Raw genomic sequence first — 26,771 nt, forward strand, 5'->3', positions numbered from 1 at the left:
GTTGTCCATCGATAGCGAGCTCTGAGACTCAAATGGCCCTGTGAGGTTCCACGAGATTCATTACGCTGGGCGGCAGTGAACGCAATATATGTCGTTGCTGCCCTCCCGCGGTCCCGACACGAGCACCTCACAGGACGGGGAGCTACAGGTCGTCGGGGTCGACGAAGACGTCTCAGATGTCCTCGATGCCCTCTCCTCGGAAACGGCCAGAGAGATCCTCAACACCGTCTACGACGAGCCGGGAACACCCTCTGAACTGGCCGACCGGCTCGATATGTCGATACAGAAGGTCTCCTATCACCTAGAAAAGCTGGAAGACGAGGAGCTGATCACCGTCGCCGGGGTCCAGTACTCGGAAAAAGGCCAAGAGATGAAGGTGTACGAGCCCCCGGAGGACCCGCTGGTGTTGTTCGTCGGGACGCAGGAGCGCAAGCAGTCGCTCCGGTCGCTCGTCCGCCGCGTCCTGCCTGTCGTCGGTATCCTCACCGCCGCCAGCGTCATGCTGCAACTCCTGCTCGGGCAGTTCCCGATTCAGTTCGGAAGTTCGGGGGCCGGCGATTCGGGAGCCGCCGGTGACGGTGCCCAGGGCGGCGGGGACGCTGAGAGTCTAGACGCGGCGAACAAGACGGCCGCGACGGACGAACCCACGTCAGCCCCGACGGAGACAGACGACAGCGGGTTCCAGATAGCCGAGGCGACGGAGACGCCGGAAGCTACACCGGCCCCGGAAAGCACCCCGGTTCCGGAAGCCGATACCCCGGTCAGAGCGATGACCGAGGAAGCGCGGCAACTGACGACCGACGCCGCGGCCAGTGGTGGCATCGACCTCGAACCCGGCGTGGCCTTCTTCCTCGGTGGGCTGCTGGTCCTGACGCTGTACGTCTCGTTCTGGGCGTACAGGAACTACCGCTGAGCCGGTTTAGCGGTCCAGTCGCTTCAGTCCGAATCGATCCGTTCGGCGACCAGCACGCCAGCCTGCTCGGTGACCATCTCGACGGCCGTCAGCGCGTAGCCGGCGTCGGTGAAGGCGTCAGCCAGGACACCGACCGTCGCCGGGTCGTCGACTTCGGGGCTGTAAAACGGCGCATCGGGGTCGTCGTCGCCGAACAGCATCACGTCTCCGAGGACGATTCGTCGCGGCCCCAGATCGGCGATGGTGTCGATGGCGTCGCGCTTCTCGTCATCGCCGAGGTGATGCATCGCGAAGTTCGACGTGACGATGTCCACCGGGCCGTCGACGTTCGGAGCGCGGAAACGGCCATCGCCGAAGCTCACGTTCTCGACGCCTCGCTCGTCGGCTTTCTCCCGTGCTTTCTCCAGCATCCCGTCGCTGATGTCGCGGCCGATAACCTCGCCCGCGTCGGGCGCGAGTGCGAACGCAATCGCTCCGGTCCCCGTGCCGAGGTCGAGGACTACGTCGTCGCTTTCGGGGGCCGCGTGCTCGACAGCGAAGTCGACACAGGCGCGATACGCCGCCGAATCCTGGTCCTCGTCGTACGCGTCGGCGTGTTCGGAGAAGCGCTCGGCGTGTTCGTCGAGTGATTTCTTCATACTCGCTTCTCGTCGTGCTCGCACAAGTGTCTCCCGCTCCGTTTCGCGGTTTTGTCGCGGCTCGGGTTCGCTTAAAACGCGTTTTGAGCCACAGGTGGGCTTTTGCTATCCCCGTCCAAAGCATGAACTGCGCCGTCGACGGGTGACCTGCCCCCGAGCCGCCCTGACCCCGTCCCCGCCGACGGCCACCGCCCTCACTCCGCTGACGCTCCCTGGTAGTCTCCCCGCCCCCACACGCCAACGCCTTTGTCCGTTCGCTCGCTGTCGTCCGGTATGCGTCTCACGTTTCTCGGCACCGGAAGCGCCATGCCCACCGGCTCTCGAATGCAGTCCGGCTATCTGCTGGAACGCGACGGAAAACGGCTGCTCGTCGACTGTGGCAGCGGCGTGTTGCACTCGCTGGCCCGAACAGACGCGGGCTACGAAGGCGTCGACACCGTGTTGCTGACCCACCACCATCTAGACCACGTTTCCGACCTCGACGTGCTGATGAAGGCCCGCTGGCTGGCCGGCGAAACAGAGCTCACGATAGCGGGTCCACCGGGCACGTCCGACCTGGTTCGGGACCTCCTCGAAACACACGACTACATGCAGGACCGGCTGGACCTGACGCTCAGGGACCTCGATGGCGGACCGTTCGAACTGGCTGGGTTCAGCGGCGACACCTGCGAGACGCGCCACTCGATGCAGTGTTTCGCCTACCGACTCTCAGTCGATGACGGTCCGGCGATAACGCTTGGCGCAGACTCAGAGGCGTTCACGGACCTCGTCGAGTTCGCCGAAGGGTCGGCAGTGCTCGTCCACGACTGCTCGTTCCCGGATGACGTGGACGTGTCGAACCACCCGACGCCGACGACGCTCGGAGCGACGCTCCGCGATGCCGACGCCGAGGTCGGGCGTGTGTATCTCACCCACTTGTATCCACATACGGAGGGACGACACGAGGAGATGCTGGAGTCGATAGCGGACAGCTACGACGGCGACGTGCAGTTCGCCGAAGACGGCCTGACGATAACCGTCGACAGGACCTAAACGCGTTCGAGCGTGACGCGGAACTCGGCTCCACCGGCGTCGCTTTCTGCCACGCTGACCCTGCCGCCGTAGGACTCGGTCAGCGCCCGAACGAACCCGAGGCCGAAGCCGGTCCCCGAACTCTCCTGCCCCTTCACACCCATTTCGAAAATATTCTCGCGCAGGTCCGGCGAGATACCGTTCCCGTCGTCGTCGAAACAGACGGTGATCTCGTCGGAGCTGGTTTCCACCGGGGCCACTCGCATGTGTACCTCGCCCTCGTTGTGGACCGCCGCGTTGGACATGATGTTCGTGAACACCGAGTCGAGCAAATCGCCGCCGTACACCTGATACTCGAACGCTGACGGCTCGAAATCGACAGTCAGTGACCCGTAGTTGGCTCTGACATCCCGGACTGTGTCCCCGAGAACCGTCGCGAGGTCCTGTGGCTCCGGGTTGTCCTGCGATTCTAGCGTCGAGACGAGGTCGCCGACGCGCTGGATGAGGTCAGCGGCGCTCTCGGCCGCGCGCTGTATCTTGCCGGCGTACTCCTCGGTCTGGCCGTCGACCTGTCCCGCGACGACATCGGCGAACCCGGCGATGACCTGAAGGTCGTTGCCCAGGTCGTGGCGGAGAAGCCGGTCGTACATCTCGATCATCTCCTTTCGCCGTTCCAGGTCCCGGTGTGCCCGTTCTAGCCGTTCGCGGGAACGGATGTTGGAGATGGCCGTCGCGGCGTGGGTCGCGAGGATCTCCATCGGTCTGACGTACTCGTCCCCGAACTCCTCGACGGTTTGTGACCGTGTGACCAACACCGCTGTCACCTCGTCACCCATCCGGGCCGGGACAGCCAGCGCACCCGTCACGTCCGAGTCGGCCGTGACAGCGGCGTCAGCGCCCTGTTCAACGACCGTCTCGCCAGCCTCCTGCGCCCGTCGAGCCAGGTCACTGGGTGGCTCGCCCTGAACGAGATTCGGGTTCGTGCTGTGGACGACCCGGAGGTCGTCGTCACGAACTTCGACGAACGTAGAGTAGGAGAACTCGAACAGCAGCGACATCGCTTCGAGCGTGAGGGAAACGACCTCGTCGACGGACTCACAGCGATTGAGCGCCTGCCCGTACTTGTTCAGGTCGGCGACCTGTCTGGCAAAGTCCTGTTGTTCTTCGAACGACATATCACCCACTCCTCGCAGACATTGGAACTACGTAGCAATAGTGAGCGGGGCAAAAAACGGTTTCGGGAGACTCACCGGCGGAATGAAAGACGGCAGACACGTATCGTGGGTACGCGGTCTCAATCGAGTCGGTACCGAAGTAGCGCGGCGATGCCACCGAGGTTCGAGAGCTGCTGGCCGGGCGCGAACTCCGCGGAGAAGACGGTCACGTCGCCGCCTTTCTGCTCTGTCGTCTCGATGATCTGGTCGACGTCGATGTCCCAGTCGCCCTCGCCGGCCCGCTCCAGTCGGAGCCGCTCGTCGAGCACGAGCAGCGTCTCGATAGCGCCGTAGTCGGCCGCCTTGGCGACTTCCTCCGGGCCGTAGGCCACCTCCGAACCCGACCCGATGCGCTCCATCAGTTCGTCGATGTAATCCGCCTCCTCGGCGATGCGGGTCTGCTGTTGCACGTCCTCGACAGCGCCGCGTTTGAGTACTTCGTGGACGCCTCGGTCGCCGACAGCAGACGTGTCTACGACGGTAATCTGCTCGGCGATATCGGGAATCTCGTCCTGAAAGTGGTCTAGCGCGTCCTGTTTGGTGAAGCCGGGACCCGCGAGGATGTAGGCGTCCACGTCCTGGCGTTTGAGGACTGACGCCAGTTCGTCGAACAGTTCCTTGCGCGGGCGGGCATACTCGCCCTTGCCAGTCGTCGAGGTGATGGTCGCCCGCTCCTCTGTGCCGTACTGGGCGACGGTGTGGACGTGGGCCTCACCCTCTTCGACGGTCGCGATCGCCACATCGGGGTTCTCCGTGGCTTCGACGGCCTCCTCCAGGCGGTCGGCCTGGTCCGGTTTGAGATGCTTTTCGACGGTGAGTTCGGTGTGTTCCTCGACGTTGAGCGTGTGGTGAAAGCCCAGTTGGTCCTCCCGAGAGCAGTCGACGATTTCGCCGCCGACCCGGAGGCGGTTGGCGAACTTCGCGAACTCCACGTCGGTGACCTCGATCTGAATCCACATCGGCTCTCGCTCGCCGCCTTTGTCCCGGAGGTTGTCGTCGTTGCGCTGGATGCGACGGGTCGTGTCGCCGGAGACGAGGTCCCCCGGCTCGATGACGTACGAGAGATGCCAGAGGTCGTCCAGCGTCTCGGGGACCACCTCGATGCGCTCTGCCCCTTCGGCGGTGGTCTCCTGACTCTGTATTTGCATACTGAAGCGTCCGCTTCAGGGACACAAGTGTTCTGCCATTCGACGCGCTGGGACAGGAAAACCGTGACCGAACTAATCAGGCGACCGAGCCTGCAGCGGGCGTCGCGGGTTCAGAGGCGATTTCCGGCATCTCCCTGACAGCGGTCCCGATAGCGTAGGCCCCGGCCACGTAAGCGTAGAACACTACGAAGGGTGTCAGGACGGAACCCACGACGGTGGCGCTCAGGACGCTGACGACGACGCCGGCGAGGAGGCTGATACCGAACGCGACGACCCAGCCAGTAGCGTAGGTGCGGCTGAACAGGAGCGGGCGGAGGTCACTCGGCGAGAACGCCGCGGCGACGCTGTCGGTCCGAACGTAGGCGACGACGGCGGCCGGAACAATGTACACTGCGGCCAGGGAAATCGCGAGCATTCCGAGCGCGGCGACTGTGAGGAGCAATCCCGTGATTACGCCACTGAAGACGGTCTCGCTGGGTCCGAAGGTGGCAACAGTGAGAAACAGTGCTGTCCCTGTGATCACCGTCGGGACCAGCGAGTAAACGAATCCGATAGCGAACGCCTTCAGCCCGTCTATGCCCAGGTCGCCCCATTCGTCGAACTCCGGCGGCGTCGTCTCCCCGTTCATCACGGCCCGGAGTGACCGGACGACGTACCCGAACACGAAGAACAGCGGAACGACGAGGAAACTCAGGAACAGCAACGCACCCCCGATAGCGATGGTTTTCACTGCGCTGTCGCCGTCCTGCGGATACGATATGGCTTCTTTGAACATGATGACGCTCCGTGACAGTAGCCTGGCTGGCGTGGCCGCTGCCACGTCAGTCACGACGATGTGTCACATTGAATTATAATACGTCTTACAAGTACATATAGCAGTAGGTGTTACGTGCTGTCAGTTCGCGTCGGGAGAGTCTCCGTGTCTCACCGCTGGTCTGTGTCGCCCTCGGCAGCCGCCTGCAGGCGTCCAAAGGCCTCCCACGACGGGTCCGCCCCGGGGTGCGATTGTCGGGTACCGTCGACGTAGAGCCCTGAACCGTTGGTCACTTCGCCGACGACGGCGGCTGGCGTCCCGCGGTCCCTGAGCGCGTCGACGACGCTATCAGCGTCTGCAGGGTTGACGGCAGCCAGAAGCGTCCCGCAACTACTGACGTGCCAGGGGTCGATGTCGAGCGCGTCACAGAGCGCGCCGACGCCGTCAGCAACCGGCATCGCCTCGCTATCCACGTCGAATCGTGCCGACGCACCGTCGGCCATTTCGATGAACGCACCGGTGATACCGCCCTCTGTCGCGTCGTGCATCGCCGTCACGTTGCCGGCGTTTGTCGCGGCCATCGCGTCCTCGACGAGCGCGGTGTCGGCCAGTCGCTCCTGTGCGATGGCGGTTCGGTCGGGCGACAGCCCGATCTGTTCCGGAAAGAGATTGGCGAACAGGCCAGTGACTTCGGCCCCGGGGCCGGTGCCGACGACCAGTTTGTCGCCCGCCCGAGCGCCGTCCGGCCGGACGATGTCGTCGTGGGACCCGACGCCGAGCACCGTCGCACCACCGACCCAGGAGTAGTCGACGCCGGCGTAGCGGGCGGTGTGGCCGGTGACGACGCTCACGCCGACTTCCTCGGCCCGCCCGGCAAAGCCGTGCCACATCGCCGCCAGTTCGTCGTCGCTCATCGCCGGTGGGAGGGTGAACGTTACGGAGAGATGCGACGGCGGGAGACCGGAAACGGCAACGTCGGCCAGGACCACGTCAAGCGCGAACCGACCGGCCCGCTCGAACCCCAAATCGGGGAGGACCGACAATGGGTCGGTGGCCGTGACGAGGGCGTCGCCGCCGACGTCGATGACGCCGAAATCGATACCGTGGGTCGGCCCCAGCGTCACGTCCTCTCGGTCCGCGCCCAGTTCCGGGTAGATGACGGTATCGAACAGTTCGCGGTCGATTTTTCCGAGATCACTCATGCAGCCAGCTACCTCCGGCGCGGTGTTCTCTCTGCCCCGGCATCGTCACTCCTCGGTCATCCGACTGCCGCCGGGCGGCAGGAACTCCTGTATCTGGTCCGGGCTGGCGACCTTGCGGACGAACGTCTCGTCGGCGAACCGCTCCTTGAACTCGCGGTAGAGGCGCTTGGCGATATCGTTCTGGGCGTACTGGCCCGGTTCAACGGTGATGCTCGTCGCGGCCTGTCCCTCGATAGCCGCCGGCGGGCCACCGATGACCCGCGTCTCGTCGTCGCAGGTGATACCGACGGCGACGCCGGCCGGCGTGCCCTCGAAGTACGTCCGGTCGCCGCGGACGGCGAAGCCGCCCTTCTCCAGATACTCGCCGCTTTCCGGCGTTTTCGACACCTGGTCGGGGTCGACCATGTACACGTCGCCGGCGAACTTCCCGTCTTTCCAGACCGAGGAGTACGAGACCGCGAACTGGGCGGCCTGGTCCAGTGACGACTGCGGGAACTCAACCTCCTTGGACGGCTCACTGGGACCGGTGGCCTTGAGCACCGTGACCGGGCCGCCGTGGGCCTGCGCGTGGAAGAACTTGTCACCGCCCTCCAGATACTTCTGGACGAGTTCTTCGTTGTCGTCGGCGTCGCGGCCGCCGATGACGAGGAAGCCGTCCGAGGTGTGGAACCAGCGGAACTGCTCGTACCAGCGCTCGGTCGACCGGGTCGGAATGGACTGCATCGAGAGCCAGTCCGTCGGTTCGTCCTCGGCCTCGTCGTTATCGGCTTCGTCCTCGCCGTCGTCGGCCTCCCACTCCTCGCGCCGCTCTTTGACCGCTTCGAGGTCCTCGCGGGTGTTCTCGATGGCAGCGAGCGCGCCCTCCTTCTTCTCCTCGATGCGTTTGGCCTCCTTGTACAGTTCGTCGGCGTTCTTCTCGACGCCGGTGAAGGCGTCCACTGTGACCCGCGTCCCGTCGATGTCGAGGGTCACCGTCCCCTCGCTCCCATCAAGCGAGACAACTGCTTCGGCGGCCGCGATGCCGCGGTCGGCCCCCTCGTCGAACTTCGCCTCGATGTCGTCCCAGGACACGTCGTCCTCGCGGGCGGCCTGAACCGTCGAGAGCACGTCGTCGACGAGGTCGTAGTTCGCGTACAGCAGTTCGGCCTTCTCTCGTTCGACCTCGGCGTCAGCCTCGAAGTCCTCGATGGCCTGCTCCTGCTGCTGGATGATGCGCTGCTGTTTCTCTATCTCGGCCTCGAAGTCCGGGCGCTGTGTTTCGCCGCCCTCGACTTCCTCCTCCCGCTGGAAATTGAAGAAGTAGTCGTCCAGTGCGGGGTTGAACTCGGTGAAGGATTCGCTGTAGAGTTCTTCGTACTCCGCCAGCGGAATCGGCGTCACGTCGACGCGCCGGCGGTCCGGGTCATCGCCGGACCCTCCGTTGTCTGCACAGCCGTCGAGCGTCTCGTAGTACACCCGCGGGTCCACGTTCCCCTCACGTAGGCGCGTCCCCATCTGGTCGACGAGTTCGTACAGCCGCTCGAAATCGGAGTCGTCGAGTTCGTCGACGGCGATATTGTAGTCGATGCCGGCGCGGGTACACAGCTCCTCGCCGTAGAGGCCGCCGAAGTTGAGTTGCGTCGCCAGCGTCCGCACGAGGTCGGCGTCGGATTCCTTGATGCGAGCGACGAACCCGTCGTAATCGACGGTCATCGGGTTGAACCGCGCCGACGGGAACTCGTAGGGCGTCCCGGGTGCGACGGTCCGTGATTTGAGCCTGACCGTCTCCAGACAGTCGATAACCTCGCCGTATTCGTCCAGCACGGCAACGTTCCCGTCACCGAACAGTTCTGCAACAATAGTCGTCGAGGCGTCCTCACGGTCGAACTCCAGTTCGATGATGCGGTCGAACTCGAACTGCTCGACGCGGACGAGGTCAGCCCCGGACAGCCGATTCCGGAGCATCATCGCGAAGTCCGGCGGCCGACCCGGCGCGTCGGGGACGTGGCTCTGGTCGGCAACGTGGGCGCGCTTGACATCACCGACCTCAATGAGGAACTCGACGCGCCCGCGGTCGAAGTCCCGGAGCTTCAGTCTGACGAGGTCGTCCTCGGGGTAGAGGTACGCCTTGTCGAGCTTCGCACCCTCGTAGCCGGCGAGTTCGCCCTCCAGAGCGGCGAGGTCGACGCTCGTCAGTTCCCGCTTGTGGTCCATGTCGGTGGCTGTCGGCGGGCACCCAAAGGCGTTCCGTTACCTGCTGTCGGCGATTGCTTCGCCCGTCTCCAGTCCGTTCCGAAGCGCCGCGTGGAGTCGCCCCTCGCCGGCCACCCAGTCGCCAGCGAAGTGCAGGTCGTGCTCGGCCGCACACGACAGCAGATCGTGGTCGACTTCGCCCTCGGGCTGGGAGTACCGCCAGTGCTGGTGGTCGGTCCAGTCGGGGTCGGCCAGCCGGTCGTCGTCCAGCAATCGGGCCGTCCGCGCTGCGATGTCGTCAATGAGCGTGTCGGGGTGTTCGTCGTAGTTCGCAATCGACCACGGTTCGTTCATCTGCACCAGCAGCAGGGACTCGCCGTCGGGGACGTGGCCGTCCTTGCACTCCTCGCGGCCGACCCAGCCGATGTCGTGGTCCTTGTCGCTGTTGACCGCGGCATACCACGGCACGTCGATTTCGAAGGGATAGTGCAGCACCCCCGCGATGACCGTTCGATAGGGGACCGAAGCGATTTCCTGCCGAAGCGCCCGGCAGTCGTCGTGATCCCACCGCGACTGTCCCAGCAAATCTGCTGTCTGGGGGGCCGGCGGTGTCAGCAGCGCGGCGTCGAAGTGCCCCAGGTCCGCTCCGTCGTCGTCCTCGAGCCGCCAGCCGTCGCGCTGCCGCTCCAGTCGTTCGACCCGGACGCCGTTCTCTACTTCGGCGTCGGTCTCGTCGAACAGTCGCTTTGCAAGCTGTGTAATGCCCGCCTCGTACGTCCATTTGTGTTCGTCAGCGTCCCGTCCAGCGTCGATTTCCCCGGTCCTGTCGAACGCGTGCACCGGTTCCTCGATATCGACGAGTCCCTCGGTCGAGAGCGCCTCCGTGACCAGTTCCGTCACGCGCCCGTCGTCCGCCTTGAGATAGTTCGCCCCGTACTCGTACGTGCAGTCGCCGTGCCGCCGGGTCGCGGCGCGCCCGCAGACGCCGCGGCTCTTCTCGAACACTGTTACGTCGACTTCCGCGTCGTGGAGCGCGTACGTTGCCGCCGCACCGGCACCACCGGCACCGACGACTGCGAGGTTACGAGCCATACGTGCCAGTCGGACGGTGTGAGTAAAAATCCACCACACAACCAGTTCGGACCGCCCGCCAGTGGTCCGGTTCAGCGGTCCCGCTGGCGTCGGAGACCCCGACGCGTCCAGCCGACCACGGCGAGTATCGCGACACCGACGCCCACTTGGCGGAGTGAGAACCCGGGGCCCTGTGCCGCGGTCGTTGCCCTGTCATCGCTGTCAGTGGCCGGAATGGATTGGTTTTCGACTGTGAGTGGGCCCGCCGTCTCGCCGTTGACCCGAACGGGTCCGTTGACCGCCTCGAACTCTGTCTCGACGACCGTCTCCTCACCGGGCTCAAGCGCCACTTCGTCCGTCGTCACCGGTTCGCCGTCGACCGTCACCGTCAGTGTCTCGTTGACTGGCCGCGGACGGGCGTTCTTTACTGTCGTTCGCACGGTCGTATTGAACCCGGCCCGAACCCAGTCAGCCGACAGTGAGGCCTCCCTGATCTGCAAATCGGCGTTCCCCTGACCTTCGGGAGTGGGTTCCCCATCGGTACCCACTTCGGTTCCGAATCCGGCGGTTTCGTTTCCGTCGCCGGTCGTGTTGCCGGCAGGCGCGCCCCCGCCTGTTGTTCCGTTCCGCGCGGTTGCGTTCGTCCCATCGGTCGACGTCCCGTTTTCATTGCCATCCGACCCCGTGATCTCGTCATAGATTCCACCGTCAGACTGGGAGTCATCGTCGTTGTCCGAGCCGTCAGAGTCCTCGGAGCCGCTATTGTCGGAGTCGCCTGAGTCGTTCGAACCGTCTCCACTGGAGTCGGTATCGTCGTCGGAGTTGCCACCTGAGTCGTCAGTGTCGGCAGCGCCGACATCGCTATCCGCCTCAGTTTCCTCCTGTGTACCGTTCTCAGTTCTTTCACTGTCCGTCGGTGCCTCGGTCTCCTCACTGTCCGTTGGTTCTTCAGTTTCCTCACGGTCAGTGGGTTCCTCGGTCTCCTCACTGTCCGTTGGTTCTTCAGTTTCCTCACTGTCCGTTGGTTGCTCAGTCTCTCCATCGTCCGTCGGTTCCTCGGTCTCCTCACTGTCATTCGGCTCTTCAGTCTGGGTCTGTGTCTCGGTATGTTCTCTTTCTGTGGGGTTCTCGGTTTGCGTCGGCTCCTCCGTTTCTTCGTTTTCGGTCGATTCCTCCGTTTCCTCGCTCTCAGTCGGTGTCTCCGGGCTCTCCGTAGGTTCCTCCGTCTGGTCGGTCGGGTCTTCGGTTTCTTCGGAGTCTGTCTGTGGCTGTTCCGTCGGCGTCTGTTGGGCCTCCGCAGTCTGCTCGCCGTCGGTCGGTGCGTCCGTTTCGTTTACCTGCCCGAGCAGTCTCTCAGAGTCGGATTCGATAATAGATTCGACGGCGGCTCCGGGTGTGCTCACTGCGGCGTCCGATACACCGTTCTGGGGGCCGGCGCCGGAGGCACCCACGCTGCCGACAGCGAATACGGACGCGAGCGCAGCGGTGCCGAAAACGATAGTGACAGCAGCAAAGAGTTGTTTGACCTCGCTCATACAGGGAGGTACGCGAGTAAAGGATTAGTTACCCAGCAGCCAAACCCTCGGTAAGGTCGTCCTTCGTACACAGAACCGGTAGTGTGGCCGGAAAATCCGCCGTCCGTACGACCTCTACACCCTACGATGGACTCGGACGAGACCGCCGATTAACGCCAGCACAAGTGTGACTAACTGGACAGTAAATCCGGGCCCGGAGGCCGAGACCGTCTCGGAGGCTGGCTCCGCACCGCCGCCGCTTTCACCAGTCTCGGCAGTCCCGGACCCGCCCGTACTCGGGGCCGAGTTCGAGCCAACGCGGAGGTCACCGGCACTGACGCCGTTGACCGCGACTGCGCCGTCGACAGCCTCGAACTCCATCGTCACAGTAGTTTGTTCGCCGGCGTCGAGTCGAACGGTCCGAGAAGCGACCGGGTCGCCGTCGACAGTGACCGTCAGCGTCTGTTCGACGGTTTCGTTGGTCGGGTTCTCGACGGTCGCTCGCGCTGATGTGTTGAAGCCGGCCCGGACCCAGTCAGCCATCAGGGATGCATCGGCAACAGTGAGTTCTGCGGGCGTCGGCGTCGATGCATTCGTATTCGAGGAGCTGGCTGTCGTCGTCGGGGTGGACGTATTAGCGACCGGGGAGACGACAGCGATGGTCGCGAGGTTGGACGATGACGCCTGGATAGACGTATTCGTCGCGTTGGCGCTACTGGGTAGCTGACTCCAGGACCCGTTGTGGTACTGGAACACCCGGACGGCGTCCATCGATCCGTTGGTCGGCAGCGCCGATTCGTTGAGCCGCAGGGTGTACCTCACCCGGCTGATGGCAGACGCATTTGCGCCGGAAGTGACGGTCACGTACCCACGCACACCGTCTGCCTGAACTTCGGTCATGTTGTTCGGCGTGGCCTGCGGGCCGAGCATCGTCGCGTTGAACCCATCACTGTCGTTGGTCACGTCGAGCGAGAGTGCAGAGAGGGTGAACGCTGGCGCGGTCTCGGACGGCCCGGAGCGGTTCAGCGATTGGGTGACCGTCGAGTTCGCGGCGTCGGCAGTCACTCGGACAGTGACTCCGTTGTCGATCTGGGACTGCGAGATCGCGGGCGCCTCTGCGCCGCCGCCGTCGTCGGTCTCGTCCGACTCGTCGTCGAGATCGAAGCCGCCACCGCCACCGCCTCCGCCGCCTCCGCCGCCACCGCCTCCGCCGCCTCCGCCACCGCCGTCACTACTGCTTTCGGCTTCGACAGCAAGCGTTTCAGTGGCGGCGTTGCCAATAGCGAGCGAGCGGTTGCCCTCGTTGTCGAAGGAGATACTGAACGAGACAGTTACTGTTTCACCGCCGGCAATCGGGCCGATAGTTCTGGACTTGAGCGTCTGGTTGGTCTCTGTAAGCGCCGCGGTGTAGTTCCCACTCTCTGTCCCGACGTTTGCGACAGTCGCTGTCACGTCCACTGACTCGCCGGTTTCGGTGGACGAATTACTCAGTCGGGCGTCGCGAACCTCGAATGTCGCGGGTTGGGTCACTGAGATGTTTCCGCCGGAGTCACCGTTGACCGCCACGTCGTACTCTCCGCCGCTCTCGAAGACGTAGACGAAGGAGACCTCGGTCTGTTGACCGCCCGAGAGCGTGACGTTCGTCGTGTCCACGATGTCGTCGTTGGTCTGGAGGCGCACCGGGGAGGTCCCTGTCTCGTCGCCGTTGTTGACAACCGTGGCAGTCACCTCAATCGGTTCGCCTGTCCGAGCACTCGTCCGGTTCAGGTCGACGCTAGTGGTTTCGAACGTCGCCGCCTCGGAGACTCGAACTGTTCCGACCCGCTCGCCGTCGAGGTCAATAGGGTATGTGCCGACGGCGGTGAACGGCTCCGTGAACGAGACAGTCGTCGATTCTCCAGGGCCTAATTGCAGTTCCGTGGCGTTCACTCGCTCGTCAGCGACTGTAAGCGGGACCTCGTAGGTACCGGTCTGGTCGCCAGTGTTCGTAACCGTCGCGGTCACCGCGACGCTCTCGCCCTCGCCCACCCTCGTCGTGTTCAGCGCCCTTTCGGAGACTTCGAACGTCGCTGGCTGCTCCACCGTGACGGTCTGAGTCTCGCTACCGACCGTGAACTGGTACGTGCCGGGCTCCTCGAACGTGTGCACGTACGTGTCCGTATCGGATGCATCGGGTTCCAGATCGAACGAGACGGCGTCGACGGCTTCGTTCTCCGTTTCGACCCAGAACTCCTGCTTCGCGGTCACGGTCCCATCGTTTCTGGCCGTCACCGTCAGTTCTGCCGCGTCGCCCCGGGTGACCGTTGTTCTGTTCCACTTCGCGTCGGTGACCTGAATATCGGGCTGGCCGACAGTCAGGGTGCCGGCGATGACGCCGTCGACCGTGACCTCGTGGTCGCCCTCGTCAACAGCTCCTTCGAGTCGATAGAGGAGTGTCTCGTTGACTGTCTCTCCAGCCGGGACCGTTACCGACTCCTGGCCAACCTGTGTGCCGCCAACTTCGATAGGCAGCGTAATCGTTCCGGTCTGTCCGCCAGTGTTCTCCACCGTCACCCACAGCTCCGGCTCGCGGGTCCCGATGCCACCCGTGTCCGTGTCAGTATTGACCTGGGTGTCGATGAGCCCGGCGTCCTGAATCTGGAGCGAGCCCTCGTCCGCAACGTCGACAGTCCCGACCGATTCGCCGTTTATCGTCAGGTCGTAAGTACCCTCGCTGTCGAAGCTCGGTGAGAACTCCAGCGTCTCCGTATCGCCGTTTTCGATTTCGACGGTCCGGGTGGCGATTTCGGAGCTGTCAGTCTGCAGAACGACGTCCTCTGTCGCCGACCCGTCCCCGCCTCTGGGGTTTTGCATCCGGACCGTCAGGTCGACGGGCTCGCCGGTGATCGTCGAGTCGTCGCTTAGCTGCGAGTACTCGACGGTGAACTGCCTGGATTCCTCGATGGTGATGGTCGGGTTCGAGCCGGAACCGTCCCGCAGTTCGTACGCCCCGGCAGGCAACTCGTCGAGGGTCCCGGTGTCCAGCGTCCACGAGGTCGTCTCCGTGTCGCCGCCACCGACCTTGACGGCGAGTTCGTTGACCATCCGGGACGCTCCGGTGTCCGTGTTCTCAAGTTTCGGTATGATCGTCAGTTCGCCGGTTTGCCCGCCAGTGTTTTCGAGCGTATGAGTTACCTCGATGGTTTCGCCTCGCGTGACAGTAGCCCGGTCGACTGTCGTCTCGGTGACCGTGATGTTCGGCGGTTCGACGACGGTTACCGTCCCGGCCGGGACTCCATCGACGGCGAGGTCGTACTCGCCGGTGTCGTCGAGGGTGACGGGAACAGTCTCCGTCGTCTGCTGGCCGCCGCCAACCGCAACGTCGGCTTGCTCAATTTCCTCGCCGTCCGCCGTGACGGCTACTTGTTTCGTCCCATCGCTGTCTCCGGTGTTCTCAGCCGTGAGCTCCACCTGGAACTCCATCCCGGAGACGACAGAGAACGGCGCATCGTGTATACCGGAACTGTTGGTCTTTGTCGCAGAGGCGTCGGTCACCTCGATAGCCGCTGTCTCGTGATTGGACGCGGCTGCGACACCCGGCCCGAACACCGGGGCCGTCGACACCGCAACCACAGCCAGTAGCGTCATCGCTGATAGCCACAGGCCCGTAATCTTACCCATGGGAGGGGCGATGACAGTATGGTAATTAGTTAGCGGGAACGAATCGCAGAGTAAGGTACTATTATCGCGTATACCGTCCGCTACCGCCGGTTCTATCCTAATAAGGGCTGAAAGGTGGCATTACAAGTAATGGCTCACTCGGCGCACCCAGCCCACAGGGCTGGCACGTCGGTATACATATAGTACCTCAAACGGCGGCTGTTCTTTCGGTCAGCGCCCGTCACTCGTCGCGCGATGAAAGCATCTCTCGCTGGCGGGATCCACAACAGCGCGGCTGTAATCTATCGATGAGACGCTCAGGGACACACCTGAGGCCGGTAAGAATTAGACTGAGGCTGTGAGGCTATCAGAGACGCTTGCTCACGTATGGGCCGTCCTGCTTGTACCCCAGCTTCTCCCGGTAGTACTGCCGGACGCCGATACCGGAAATAACGGCCAATTTCGGGTAGCCGGCGTCCCGTGCCAGTGTTTCCGCTTTTTCCAGCAGTTTCTTGCCGTAGCCTTTGTGCTGGTGGTCCTCGTCGTCACCCTCTTGACCGACGCCGACGGCGTTGCCGTAGACGTGGAGTTCGCGGACGATTGCGGCGTCCTGTAGCTCCCGGCGTACCGGATCGTTGGGGAATCTGAGCCGACAGAACCCGACGAGCACGTCGTTGTCGAAGTCTTCGAAGGAGATGAAATGCTCCGTGCCGCCACAGGCCTCGTAGGTCATCACGTCGAGTTCGATGTTCTCGGCGGCATCGTCGCTGTGTCCGGCCTCCCGACAGCGGATACAGTCACACGTCCAGTCGTGCTCTTCCATCCGCTGCCAGGCGAGCTGGCGGAGGTTCGACTTCCAGACGCCGCCCTCGATGAAGTCCGCCGGGATGTCCCGCTGGACGCGCTGGAGGCGGGTGTAGCGGGGAATCATGTCCTTGATTTCGGCGACCAGTTCGGCGGCCTCGTCGTTGGAAAGCGGGTCGAACTCGTCGTTGCGCCACCAGTCGTATGTGACGGTTCCCTCGACAATCAGCGTCGGGTATATCTTGAGGTAGTCGGGCCGCCAGTCCGTCTGGTCGAAGATGCGCCGGAAGTCCTCCAGACACATCTCCTTGGACATCCCGGGCTGGCCTGGCATCATGTGAAAGCCCACCTTGAACCCGGAATCGCGCAGGCGGCGGTTCGCGTCGATGGAGGCCTGCACGCCGTGGCCGCGGTGCATCTCGCGGTTGATCCGCTCGAAGGTCGTCTGGACGCCGACCTCGACTTTCGTCCCGCCGAGGTCGAGCATCCGGTCGATCTGTTCCGGATCACACCAGTCCGGCTTCGTCTCGAACGTGGTGGCGACGTTGCGGACGTCAGCGGTCTCGTTTTCCGCGATGACATCTTCCAGATACCGGAACTCGTAGTCGTCCTCGGCGAAGCTCACGTCCTCCGCGGGCGTCGGCTCCGAATCCACGTCGAAGTCGTTCATCGCCTCCAGGGCCCGCTTGACGAACCACTCCTGGTAGTCGTGGCTCCGGGCCGTCATCGTCCCGCCCATCACGATGAGTTCGGCCTTGTCGACAGGATGGCCGATCTCCCGCAGTTGGTTGAGTCGGAGGGTCACCTGGCCGTAGGGGTCGTAGTCGTTCTGTTCGCCGCGTGCGGCCGCGGGCTCGTGGCCGGTGTAGGACTGCGCGGAGGAGAACTCCGAATCCGGGCCGCCCGGACAGTACAGGCACTTCCCGTGAGGACACCGCTCGGGTGAGGTCATGATAGCGATAGGGGAGACACCCGAGGCAGTCCGAACGGGCTTGCGCTGGAGGACCTCCTCCAGCACCTCGCGGTGCTCCTGTGGCGCGTAATCGAGCAGTTCGGAGTTTTTCGGCACTTTCGGCGCGGAATACTCTCGACAGACATCTATCTTGGCCGATTCGACGTCGTCGCGCTCGACCTCGCCTGCGAGAATCCGGTCGACCAGCTCCGCACACACCTGCTGGAAGGTCTCTGTCTCGTCTGGGTCCGGCGTCTCCGTGCTCATCGGCGTTGTGCGAAATCGGCGTCTCGGCCGAATAAGCGTGTCGCTCGGGTATCGTCAGCGACGGGGGTGGCCGTGGGGTTCATTGTGCTGTCACACCAAAGAGAGGTATGAGAAGCGAAACGGACGACACCAGGAGCCCCGACCGACCGACCTTCCGCGGCTGTGTGTTCTGTTACAGCGCGGAGTGGGCGTACTACGGTGCGAAGAAGGCAGCCAGGTCCGTCTCGGCGACTGATACGTAGCGGGACCCGGGTCGCAGTCGGCAGCGAATGAGCCGTCTGAAAACAACTCCAGAGTCGTTGAAGCCTCGTCTCAGGCGCTCTACCCCGTTATTTCGAATGATACTTCCAGGGGAGTCTTTTAGTCATTGCTCTCCTCGACTGTGTATATATGCCAGACACGACCAGTGGGTCTGCACAAACTCGCTCCCGGGAATTGACGCCGACGGAACGGTTCCAAGAGTTCATTGCATACATTCCGAGTGGCGATACAATCCCCGACGAGACATGGCGCGGCCGACACCGTAATATCCTCATTCTGCTGCTTGCGCATGTGCCGTTCCTGCTGGCACTCGGGCTGTATTCGGGAACTGAGTCGCTCGTCACGGGCGCGACGCTTCCCGAGATAGACACGCTCCACGTTCTCGCAGAGGTCGGGGTCGTCGTCGGCCTCGCCGTGTTAGCGAGGTTGCCCTGGTTCGGTCGGCGAACGCGAACCGCGCTGGCGACGATGGGACTCGTCACGACGTCCGGGTTCCTGGTCCACTTCTCCGGCGGGTACATCGAGGCTCACTTCCACTTTTTCGTCGTGATGGCTGTGGTTGCCGTCTACGAAGACTGGCTGCCGTTCTTCCTCGGCATCGGGTACGTCTCCGTCCAGCACGGGATTTTCGGCATGATCGACCCGAGTCGGGTGTACAACCACTCGGCGGCGATCAACAACCCGTGGGTGTGGGCGTTCATCCACGCGGGCTTCGTTCTGATGCTGGCCGCGGCGCTGATGGCGCACTGGTCGTCGACCGAGCGATCCCGTGAAGCGGCGGAACAACAACTCGAACAGGCCAGAGAGAAGACCCAAGAGGTCGAAAACCTGGAGGAGAAGAAAGCCGAGATGGAGCGGACCATCGCCGAGGCCGAAGAGGCGAAAGCCGAGGCCGAGGCCCGACAGCAAGAGGTCGAAGAGTTCAACGAGCACCTCGAAGCCACGGCCGACGCTTACAGCGCGGCGATGTCCCGGGCGGCCGACGGAGACCTCACGGTCCGGATTGACCCCGACAGCGAGAGTGACGCGATGGCACAGATCGCCGAGTCGTTCAACAAGATGATGACGGAGACGGAGTCGGCGATGGCCGAAATACAGACGTTCTCGCAAGAGGTCGCGTCGACGAGCGACCAGGCCACGGCCGGTGCCAACGAGGCAACAGGTGCCAGCGAAGACATGAGCGAATCGATTCAGGGCATCGCCAGCGGGGCGGTCGACCAGCGTGAGATGCTCGAAACCGTCTCAAGCGAGATGACCGACCTGTCAGCCACCGTCGAGGAGGTCGCCGCTTCGGCCGAAACCGTCGCGGAACGGTCCCGCGAGACAGCCAAGATCGCGGACGCCGGCGAGGAGACCGCACAGGAAGCGATAGCGGGCTCCCGAGAGGTCCAGACGGCCATCGATTCGACCGTCGAAAACGTGGAGCGGCTGGACGAGAAGATGGCAGAGATCGGTGAGATCGTCGATCTCATCGGCGACATCGCCGAGCAGACGAACATGCTGGCCCTGAATGCCAACATCGAGGCCGCACGGGCCGGAAACGGGTCGGGCGGCGATGGGTTCGCTGTCGTCGCAGACGAGGTCAAACAGCTGGCGGAGGAGACGCAGGCCTCTGCGACCGAAATCGAACAGCTCATCGCGGAGACCCAGGCCCAGACCGAAACCACGGTCACAGAGGCACGGGGGGCAAAGCAGGATATGCAGGAGAGTACAGAAGCCGTCGAAGAAGTCGTCGACACGTTCACGCAGGTGGCCGAGAACGCCGAGGCGACCGACGACGGGATTCAGGAGATCAGCGACACGACCGACGACCAGGCCGCCACGACCGAGGAAGCGGTGTCGATGGTCGAGGAGGCCGTGGACATCAGCGAGGCGACCGCCGCGGAGACCGAGACCGCCTCCGCGACCGCGCAGGAACAGGCCGCGTCCATGTCGCAGGTCAGTGCCAGCATCGAATCACTCGCCGAGCAGTCCGAACGGCTCCAGACGATGCTGTCGGAGTTCGAAGTCGACAGCCGATAGCGGCTCACTCCTCCCAGTACTCTTTTTCCGCGTTCCTGTCGAGATACGTCGACAACGTCCGGTCCGCCTTCTCGCCGCCCGGCGGTGACCCGGCGTACAGCCCGACCATCTCCCGGTCGGGGTAGACGGTGATATCCGGTTCCTCCATCGTCGAAACCATCAACAGTCGGAGTTCAGACTCGCCGGCTTCGATTTCGTGCGCACTCTCCTCGCCGGCCGGAAGCGCGACGAAATCGCCCGGCTTGAGTGCGTGTTCCTCAGCGTCGGGGCCGAGCCAGAGCGTGCCGGTCCCGGCCTGGACGAATATCGCTTCCTCGTTGCCCTCGTGGTAGTGGCGCACCCAGAGCCGCTTGCCCGGCGGGACGGCGTAGAGGCTCGTACCGAGTTTTTCGCCTCCGGCGGCGTCACCGATCTGCTTGTGCTTGAACGTCCGGTCGCCGTGGTCGTGGTCGGTCCAGTCGAGGTCGGCTTCGTTGACGGGGCTGTCGCTCATGCCCAGTTCAGACTGCCGGCAAGTAGAAAAATCTCCTGCGCTACAGTTCGTCGGCCAGCACGTCGAGCGTGGCGTCGAGGACGGCCGGTCGCTCGCCGGCCAGATAGCGGATAGTCCCCTCGCGGACGCTCCGGGTCGCGACACCGCCTTCAGGAACCCGCTCGCTGACTTCGCTGACTAGCTCGTGTAGGTCCAGGTCGCCGTTGGCACGGACGTACATCGTGTCCGTCGAGATGCCGAGCACGGCGTCGCTCTCGTCGCGAACGTCCCGATGGAGTTCATCGAGCAGGAGCGACTCCGGCGGGAACTCGTACTGGTGGGTAAAGGCGTCCGTATCGAGGACGGCGATGTCGACGTCGCCGACGGTCCGGTGGTCGAGGTTGGCCCGGGCGGTCGACACCTCTTCGTCGACCTTCTCGCGGAACTGCTCGGCGATGTGGCCGGCCAGGCCGCCCACGTCCTCCTCGTCGTCACCGAACACGAGGTCGGTGATGAGTTCGCGCTTGTCCTCGTAGGACTGGTAGTGGGCTTCGAGCGCGACGGCTTCGCGGAGTTCCGATACGGCGGTCTCGTCGTAGCCGGCCTCACTGGCTGCGTCAAGGTACGGTTCGGGGATGTCCTCCCAGAAGCTCACGGCCGGGAGGTGCTGCAGGTCGTCGCGGACGTCCTCGTTGACGTGTGCGGCGACGTTGGCCGCGAGCGCCGTCGAGGTGGTCTCCGAAACGGTGTCAGCCGAGGGGGAGACGACGGCGTCGACCGTATCGACGACCGCGCCGTCGACGTCGATGTCGTCGATGACGACGCTCGGGGCGCCGTAGACGTTCAGCAGGTCGAAGCCGTCGAGGCTCTCGCGCGTGCCGCCGGCGGCGACGAAGACGAACAGCGGGAGCTTCTCCTCGTGACGCTCCCGGTTGTCCAGCATCGTCGTCGTGTCCTTCGTTGCGTCGTCCATGTCGTAGACGCCGCCCTCGATTGGTCGCCGGTCGAAGTAGTGGTACTTCGCGTCGGCGCGGCGGTGCTGCTCGGTGACCAGCGGGAGTGCGGCGCGTTCGAGCGCGCTGCCGGCGAGATAGCCGTCCGCGGTGTTGGCGTGGCGGACGATGACCGGACGGTCCGTCAGCACTGCCTTCCGGATCTGGGTCGCCGCTTCGACCAGATCATCGGAGAGGGCCGCAACCGCCGTATCATCGGCGAGCGGTTCGGCCGTGTCAGGTCGGGCCTCGTCGTCGAGGGCGTCGGCGAGTCGCTGTTCGACTTCCTCGCGCTCCTCGGCTTCGAGGACATCGAGCTCCTCGGTCTCGACCTGCAGTTCACCGCGACGCTCGCGGACTTCGCCCGAGAGTCGGACGTAGTCGTCTTCCTCGACCTCGGGGTAGGCGCGGACGCCTGCCTCGACGAAGGCCGCGCAGTCGACAGTGCCGGTCTCGTCCTGCAGTTCGAACACCGTCGGCCCGGAGGTCTGTCGGATGCCGACGACTTCGCCTTCCAGTCGAACGTCCGCGCCGACATGGTCGTCGAGGTCGCCGATAGCCGCGGCGACCGGTTCGGCCGTGGTCGCCTCGTCCGTCTGCTCCTCGCTTTCGTCGCTCTCTGCGTCGGCTTCCTCGTCGGACTTGGTCATGACGGCGGTGTTCGACCCGCTGTCGTTGCCGCCGACGGCCGCAGTGCCCTCGACGCGGTCGGCGTCGCTGGCCCGGCTGACTGCGCCGGCGTTCGTGGCGCTGCTGTCGTCGGATTCGGTGCCTTCGTCCGCGTCCGATTCGTCGTCGCTTTGTCCCGCTGACTCGTCAGTTGAGGGTCGAGACGCCTCCTCGTCCGAATCGTCGGACTGTGTCTCGTCTTCGTCGTCTTCGTTCTCAAGCAGGACGGAGTGACCGATTTCCGGGTCGTCGACGAGGACGCCGCGGAACTCGCGTTCGGACTGGCGGATCGACCAGCCGAGGTCGACGTTGCCGTTGTCCCGTACGTTCTTGACCTGGACGTAGACGGTGTCGCCCGAGTCCCAGTCGAGGGAATCGAGCCGCTGGTCCAGTTCGCTCCGGTGGAGCAGCCCCGTTACGCTGTCGCCGATGTCGACGAACACGCCGAACTCGGCGAAGCCGTCAACACTGCCGCGGTAGTAGCGGTCGACCGATAGCTGGTCGGCACGCGAGCCACGGAACTCGAACAGGGCGTCCTCCTCGTGGAGGTCACAGATGCGTCCTTCGACAGATTTGCCGCAGATGATACACGAACCCATTACACGGTGCAAGCATGTCGGGCCTAAAACGGTTGTCGAATTCCGGACGAACGAAACAGGTCCGCTATTCGAACATCTCGCTCTCTTCTTCCAGTAGTTCGAGCCCTGAAGCGACCGCTTTCGCCTGTTCAGGGAACAGAGCGACCTCGATTTCGCTTCCCTGTTCGTCTTCGAAGGCAATTTTCACGCGCTTGTCGCCGTACTCGCGAACGTCGACACCCTCCACATCGTACATCTTGATCGTCGCTTCCTTGTTCGACGGGCCGACGCTCTTGAACGCTCCATCTTTGAGTTCCAGCATGAACTGGTCGATGTCGATACTGAGCATCGTGTGGAAACGCACGCCGGCGGACCCTAAAACCCGTAGTCAGCGGCCAGCACCGAGACGGCCTGAAAGCCCCGGAAGCCGTAGCCGAAAATAATTGCGGCGGGGACGGCTCCGACGATTGCGGCCACGGGGAGCCGGATATTGTGGACGACGGCAGTGCCGAGCAGGTACAGGCCCGCGCCCCAGGCGGTGACGAGCACCCGGACTTCTGCGCTGGGCAGCCCCGCCAGCAGACAGGGGGCCATCGCGTAGCACATCACCTGGACGGTTTCGCTCACGCCGCCGCGGTCCGACGCGACGGGGAGCAGTCCGAGGGGAAGCAACAGCAGCGTCTGTAGCGCCGCCGTCAGATGCACCGTCGCCGGCGTGACGAACACGAGAATAGCAAACAGCGCCAGTACCGCGACGCCGGGCGAGAAGCCACCGATAGCGGGGTAGTCGAACGGCCCCGTAGACAGCAGTCCCCGCTGGGCCAGCTTGACGACGGCGTAACGGCTCACCTCCTCGAAGAGGACTACTGTCGCCGCAAACACCAGCCCCGGAGCCTGGTCACCCGGCGCGACGCCGGTCCGGAAGAACCGACGCGGACGGCGGAGTATTTCCACCCACGCACGCACCAGCGCGGCTGGCCCGCGGTCCCGGCCACCGGTCGGATTCTCGACCCACTGAGTCACGCCTGAAACTTGGGCGCGAGCCGGTTTGACCGTTTCCTTCTATCCGTCAGCCCCCTTCGGCTCGGACACGCACAGCGGTCCTCGCGGTTAATCATCTGCTCCTGCGGACCGGACGCTCACGGCTCGGACACGCACAGCGGTCCTCACGGCTAATCGTCCGCTCCGACGTTCTCCGTACTCTCGAAACACGCCGAGTCCGGCTCGATGTTCGCGTACTTGACTGCTTCCTCACCGAGCGACGTCACGCGTTCCTCGATATCGGCGTCGACTATCTGACCGTCAGCGATGTGATTGTGTGCGTTCGGAACCGCGGCCTGATGCGGGATGACCCAGCAGTTCAGCGCCCGGCAGACCGAGCGGAGGTGTTCGAGCGCGGTGATGGGAAAGCCCCCGCCGGCGACCGCTAGCAATCCCACGGTTTTGTGTTCGAACTCGTCGAAGCCACAGTAGTCGAGTGCGTTCTTCAGCACGCCGGAATAGGACCCGTGATACACCGGCGTCCCCAGCAGAATTGAATCAGCCGCGTGAACTCTATCGGCGAACTCGACAGCGTCGCCGACCTCGCGATGGTCGGCATCGAACACCGGTAGGTCGAATTCCTGAAGATCCAGCAGTTCCGTGGTCGCCCCCAACTCCTCGGCGGCGACGAGCGCGCGCTCGATACCGACCCTGGTGTAGCTCTCCTCTCTGAGACTGCCGACGACACCGACGATGTGTGGTTCGGACATGTCGGGTCTATGGAGTGGGGCCGGTATATCGATGGGGGAGACGAGGCGCAGCGCTAGTCCCTTTCCGGCTGTCGGTTTGTCAGGCCATGAAGGTCGCTCTGGCCGACGCTCAGTTGTCGTGGTAGACGTAGAGGAGGTTCGGATACGGGATGTACGCGACACGTTCGAGCCCGCCACTGCCGACCTCCTTCTTCAGATGGACACCGTTCGACCCCTCGACCACGTCGTGAATGTTCTTGATTTCGGTGCCGTCACTCAGCTCAGCTGTCATGTGTGACATTATACTCCATAGGGACCCTGGTCGTAAAGCACCCCGGGCTGTGCGTGGTCGACGACAGCAGTCGATGAGTGGCTGGCGGATTACGCATGTTCGCTACGCTAACGGCTGCAAAAGGAGTCCGTGGCTCAGGAGCCGAGCTGAACCTTCTCGGACGACGCTTCCTCACGGGAGCGGTGGCCGAGGTCGGCTTTCAACGCCTCGATAGCCTCCTCAGGGTCGGTCTCCGAATCGAAGACCCGGTCGAAACCGAGCGCTTTGAACGTCTCGCGCGTCTCCTCGAAGGAGTCCTGCCCGACAGCGAGGTTGCCGCCGATGTAGGTCGTCACGTCCAGACCCGCCTCGTTGATCTGCTGCTGGAACCCCTGACAATCCTGCTCGGCGTGGCCGTACAGCGACGAAACGAGTATCGCTTCGGCGTCGTGTTCATCCGCGGCGTCGATGAACTCCGACTGGGACGACTGGACACCGAGGTTGACTACGTTGAACCCTGCCGCTTCGAACGCTCGTTCCAGAATGGTTATCCCAACGACGTGCGCGTCGGAGCCGATGACACCGAGGATGACTGTCCTCATACAAGACCACCAATGGGTGTCAACTACATAAACCTAATGATAAACCATGATAGATTATGGGAATGGTTCACACACCGGGGAGAGGATATTAGCCATGATAGCCCAAACGAACCGATAGACACAGCATCTATGGTACGCGACACGATTCAGCATCTGGCAGATCCCCGGGTACTGCGCCGCCTATCGCGTCAGTCCACCCACTGTGGCACCCGCTCGGAACAATCTGTCTGTCCGTCGTCGGGACACGCATGACGACCATCCGCCGAGCCTTCGACGCCGACGCCGACGGCATCCGCCGGGTCGCACGGGCGGCGTGGCACGACGCCTACGACTCGCTGGACTCCGACGTCATCGACGAGACGATATCCGACTGGTACGCCGACCCGCTGGGCAGCGCGCTCCACGGGTGGGCCGGCGGCGTCCCCGCCAACGACCTCGACGACATCGAGGCGACGTTACTGGTTGCCGAACAGGACGGCGAAATCATCGGCTTCACCCAGGGCATCACCATGCATACGATGGGGACGATGCTGCGGCTGTACGTCCACCCGGACTACCACGGGGAGGGTGTCGGGACGGCGCTGTACGACCGGCTCGAAGACATCTTTCTGGAACACGGCGTTGAGCAGTTCCGGGCGCTCGACCTGGCCTCGAACGACCGGAGCCGGGAGTTCTTCGAGAACCTCGGCTTCGAGCGGACCAAGACTCGGACACTCACTATCGGCGGCGATCCCTACGACGAGGCCGTGTATTTCCGCGAACTATCGCCCGGAGAAGGCGATGAGTAAGCCCAACAGGGCAGTTTCCCGAGAGCATCGAGGGCGGATGCTGGCTCACCAGTGACGGCACTGTGGACCCGCCTCAGATACCGCTAACCGTCTCAATAAGCCCGACCGATTCGAGGGCCATCCAGCAGACGAACACCACGTACAGCCCAAGCAGGGTGTACGCTTCGCGGTCGGTGAGCTCGAGATCGGTCCGGATAAACACGATGAACACCAGCGTTGCAGCCCCGAGAAAGCCCATCGTCGGGATCGCCACGAGGAAATCGATGGTCGCCCGGCCCGCGAGAAGAACACCGACTGGAATCGCCACTAGCAGATTGAACGTATTGCTTCCCAGGACGTTCGTCAGGCTCGTGACGCTGTCGTCGTCTTTCGCCGCGCGAACGCTGACGAAGGCATCGGGAAGGCTCGTGCCGGCGGCGATAACTGTCAGCCCCCAGAGAAACGTCGGCGTCTCGAAGATGACACCGAGAGAGAGCGCGCCCTGAACCATCCCCTCGACGCCGACCGTGATGACGACGAGTCCGACCCCCAGCATTCCCCACTCCCGTCCCGGACGGACGCTGTGGGTTTCGTCTGCGACGTGCTCGCTGGCGTCCTGCTGGTGCAAGAAGACGTAGATACCGTAGGCCATGAGCGGAACGGCGACGAGCGTCGGGGTCAGGATAGCCGCCCGATTGGTCCCGCCCGGAACGTACGTCGCCCCGAGCGCGAACACGATGAACAGGATGAGGACGCTGATGACGTAGAACTGGGCGTCTTTGTGGACGATGTCACGCGTCGACCGGAGTTCTTCGCTCGACAGCGCCGCGAGGGCCGGAATCACGAGCAGATTGAATATCGCGCTCCCGACGATTGCACCGACGCCCAGCGAGAACTCGTCGTGGACGACGGTGCTGATAACGACCGAACTTATCTCGGGAAAGCTCGACCCGACGGCGACGACGATTGCGCCGTGAACCGCCACCGGTAACCCGTAGTACTTGCTCAGCCGTTCTGCGGCCCGCTCGAAGTACGCGCTCCCTTTCCAGATGACAGCGGTTGCGACGACGATGAGAGCGACCGAACCCAGCAAGCCAGCCATTGTGGA

Annotated in this window: 23 protein-coding genes; 5 read left to right on the forward strand and 18 right to left on the reverse strand. The window is 63.7% G+C overall.

Annotated features, from left to right (window positions below; all coding sequences use genetic code 11):
- Positions 1-88 precede the first annotated feature (88 nt).
- The gene (locus AV929_RS09535; RefSeq protein WP_064288090.1) at positions 89-913 is read left to right on the forward strand and encodes a winged helix-turn-helix domain-containing protein; all 825 of its coding nucleotides are present in this window, start codon (positions 89-91) and stop codon (positions 911-913) included.
- A gap of 23 nt (positions 914-936) precedes the next feature.
- Here the strand turns inward: AV929_RS09535 and AV929_RS09540 are convergent, their stop codons facing one another.
- Positions 937-1,551, reverse strand: coding sequence for a class I SAM-dependent methyltransferase (locus AV929_RS09540; protein WP_050038100.1), 615 nt, complete (start codon positions 1,549-1,551; stop codon positions 937-939).
- 273 nt (positions 1,552-1,824) lie between these two features.
- Between AV929_RS09540 and AV929_RS09545 the strand changes: the two genes are divergently transcribed.
- Positions 1,825-2,583 carry an MBL fold metallo-hydrolase gene (locus AV929_RS09545; protein ID WP_023843268.1) on the forward strand — a complete coding sequence of 253 codons (759 nt, stop codon included), beginning with the start codon at positions 1,825-1,827 and terminating at the stop codon, positions 2,581-2,583.
- Here AV929_RS09545 and AV929_RS09550 read toward each other — a convergent pair.
- The 9 genes from AV929_RS09550 to AV929_RS09590 form a co-directional block, all read right to left on the reverse strand.
- Positions 2,580-3,737 (reverse strand): ATP-binding protein, encoded by a 1,158-nt coding sequence (locus AV929_RS09550; RefSeq protein ID WP_064288091.1) that lies wholly within the window; start codon positions 3,735-3,737, stop codon positions 2,580-2,582. The two genes, AV929_RS09545 and AV929_RS09550, sit on opposite strands and share 4 nt — an antisense overlap.
- A gap of 119 nt (positions 3,738-3,856) precedes the next feature.
- Positions 3,857-4,924, reverse strand: coding sequence for an mRNA surveillance protein pelota (locus AV929_RS09555; protein WP_014040421.1), 1,068 nt, complete (start codon positions 4,922-4,924; stop codon positions 3,857-3,859).
- A gap of 76 nt (positions 4,925-5,000) precedes the next feature.
- On the reverse strand, positions 5,001-5,699 hold the full coding sequence (locus AV929_RS09560) for a DUF4013 domain-containing protein (protein WP_064288092.1): 699 nt from the start codon (positions 5,697-5,699) through the stop codon (positions 5,001-5,003).
- A gap of 149 nt (positions 5,700-5,848) precedes the next feature.
- A complete protein-coding gene (locus AV929_RS09565) occupies positions 5,849-6,880 on the reverse strand; it encodes an AIR synthase family protein (protein WP_064288093.1) in 1,032 nt (343 codons plus the stop codon).
- A 45-nt stretch (positions 6,881-6,925) separates the two neighbouring features.
- Positions 6,926-9,073, reverse strand: coding sequence for a ribosome rescue protein RqcH (gene rqcH / locus AV929_RS09570; RefSeq protein WP_064288094.1), 2,148 nt, complete (start codon positions 9,071-9,073; stop codon positions 6,926-6,928).
- 36 nt (positions 9,074-9,109) lie between these two features.
- Positions 9,110-10,144: an NAD(P)/FAD-dependent oxidoreductase gene (locus tag AV929_RS09575; protein ID WP_064288095.1), complete on the reverse strand. Its 1,035-nt coding sequence runs from the start codon at positions 10,142-10,144 to the stop codon at positions 9,110-9,112.
- Positions 10,145-10,215: 71 nt separating this feature from the next.
- Positions 10,216-11,658, reverse strand: a complete 1,443-nt coding sequence (locus tag AV929_RS09580; protein ID WP_064288096.1) for a hypothetical protein — start codon at positions 11,656-11,658, stop codon at positions 10,216-10,218.
- Between the two features lie 114 nt (positions 11,659-11,772).
- Entirely contained in the window at positions 11,773-15,297 is a 3,525-nt protein-coding gene (locus AV929_RS09585) for a CARDB domain-containing protein (RefSeq protein WP_230458871.1), read from the reverse strand.
- 346 nt (positions 15,298-15,643) lie between these two features.
- Positions 15,644-17,299, reverse strand: coding sequence for a tRNA uridine(34) 5-carboxymethylaminomethyl modification radical SAM/GNAT enzyme Elp3 (locus tag AV929_RS09590; protein ID WP_014040428.1), 1,656 nt, complete (start codon positions 17,297-17,299; stop codon positions 15,644-15,646).
- A 107-nt stretch (positions 17,300-17,406) separates the two neighbouring features.
- Here AV929_RS09590 and AV929_RS22795 point away from each other — a divergent pair, with 107 nt between their 5' ends.
- Entirely contained in the window at positions 17,407-17,541 is a 135-nt protein-coding gene (locus AV929_RS22795) for a hypothetical protein (protein WP_014040429.1), read from the forward strand.
- Positions 17,542-17,689: 148 nt separating this feature from the next.
- Positions 17,690-19,582, forward strand: a complete 1,893-nt coding sequence (locus tag AV929_RS09595) for a methyl-accepting chemotaxis protein (RefSeq protein ID WP_064288098.1) — start codon at positions 17,690-17,692, stop codon at positions 19,580-19,582.
- A 4-nt stretch (positions 19,583-19,586) separates the two neighbouring features.
- On the opposite strand, the gene AV929_RS09600 is transcribed toward AV929_RS09595, so the two are convergent.
- The 7 genes from AV929_RS09600 to glmS form a co-directional block, all read right to left on the reverse strand.
- Complete coding sequence (locus AV929_RS09600) at positions 19,587-20,075, reverse strand: cupin domain-containing protein (RefSeq protein WP_064288100.1); 489 nt, start codon at positions 20,073-20,075, stop codon at positions 19,587-19,589.
- Between the two features lie 40 nt (positions 20,076-20,115).
- The gene (locus AV929_RS09605; protein ID WP_064288101.1) at positions 20,116-22,314 is read right to left on the reverse strand and encodes a DHH family phosphoesterase; all 2,199 of its coding nucleotides are present in this window, start codon (positions 22,312-22,314) and stop codon (positions 20,116-20,118) included.
- A gap of 64 nt (positions 22,315-22,378) precedes the next feature.
- Complete coding sequence (locus AV929_RS09610; protein WP_004592637.1) at positions 22,379-22,642, reverse strand: hypothetical protein; 264 nt, start codon at positions 22,640-22,642, stop codon at positions 22,379-22,381.
- 26 nt (positions 22,643-22,668) lie between these two features.
- Complete coding sequence (locus AV929_RS09615) at positions 22,669-23,316, reverse strand: YIP1 family protein (protein ID WP_050038110.1); 648 nt, start codon at positions 23,314-23,316, stop codon at positions 22,669-22,671.
- Positions 23,317-23,465: 149 nt separating this feature from the next.
- The gene (locus AV929_RS09620) at positions 23,466-24,044 is read right to left on the reverse strand and encodes an NADPH-dependent FMN reductase (RefSeq protein WP_050038111.1); all 579 of its coding nucleotides are present in this window, start codon (positions 24,042-24,044) and stop codon (positions 23,466-23,468) included.
- Positions 24,045-24,153: 109 nt separating this feature from the next.
- A complete protein-coding gene (locus AV929_RS22310; RefSeq protein WP_162470422.1) occupies positions 24,154-24,315 on the reverse strand; it encodes a hypothetical protein in 162 nt (53 codons plus the stop codon).
- 134 nt (positions 24,316-24,449) lie between these two features.
- Positions 24,450-24,896 (reverse strand): methylaspartate mutase subunit S, encoded by a 447-nt coding sequence (gene glmS / locus AV929_RS09625; RefSeq protein WP_014040435.1) that lies wholly within the window; start codon positions 24,894-24,896, stop codon positions 24,450-24,452.
- Positions 24,897-25,144: 248 nt separating this feature from the next.
- Here glmS and AV929_RS09630 point away from each other — a divergent pair, with 248 nt between their 5' ends.
- Positions 25,145-25,684, forward strand: a complete 540-nt coding sequence (locus AV929_RS09630) for a GNAT family N-acetyltransferase (RefSeq protein WP_064288103.1) — start codon at positions 25,145-25,147, stop codon at positions 25,682-25,684.
- 73 nt (positions 25,685-25,757) lie between these two features.
- Here the strand turns inward: AV929_RS09630 and AV929_RS09635 are convergent, their stop codons facing one another.
- Positions 25,758-26,765 (reverse strand): sodium:calcium antiporter, encoded by a 1,008-nt coding sequence (locus tag AV929_RS09635; protein ID WP_050007614.1) that lies wholly within the window; start codon positions 26,763-26,765, stop codon positions 25,758-25,760.
- Positions 26,766-26,771 lie beyond the last annotated feature (6 nt).

Source organism: Haloarcula sp. K1, assembly GCF_001647155.1.
GTDB classification, from domain to species: Archaea; Halobacteriota; Halobacteria; order Halobacteriales; family Haloarculaceae; genus Haloarcula; species Haloarcula hispanica.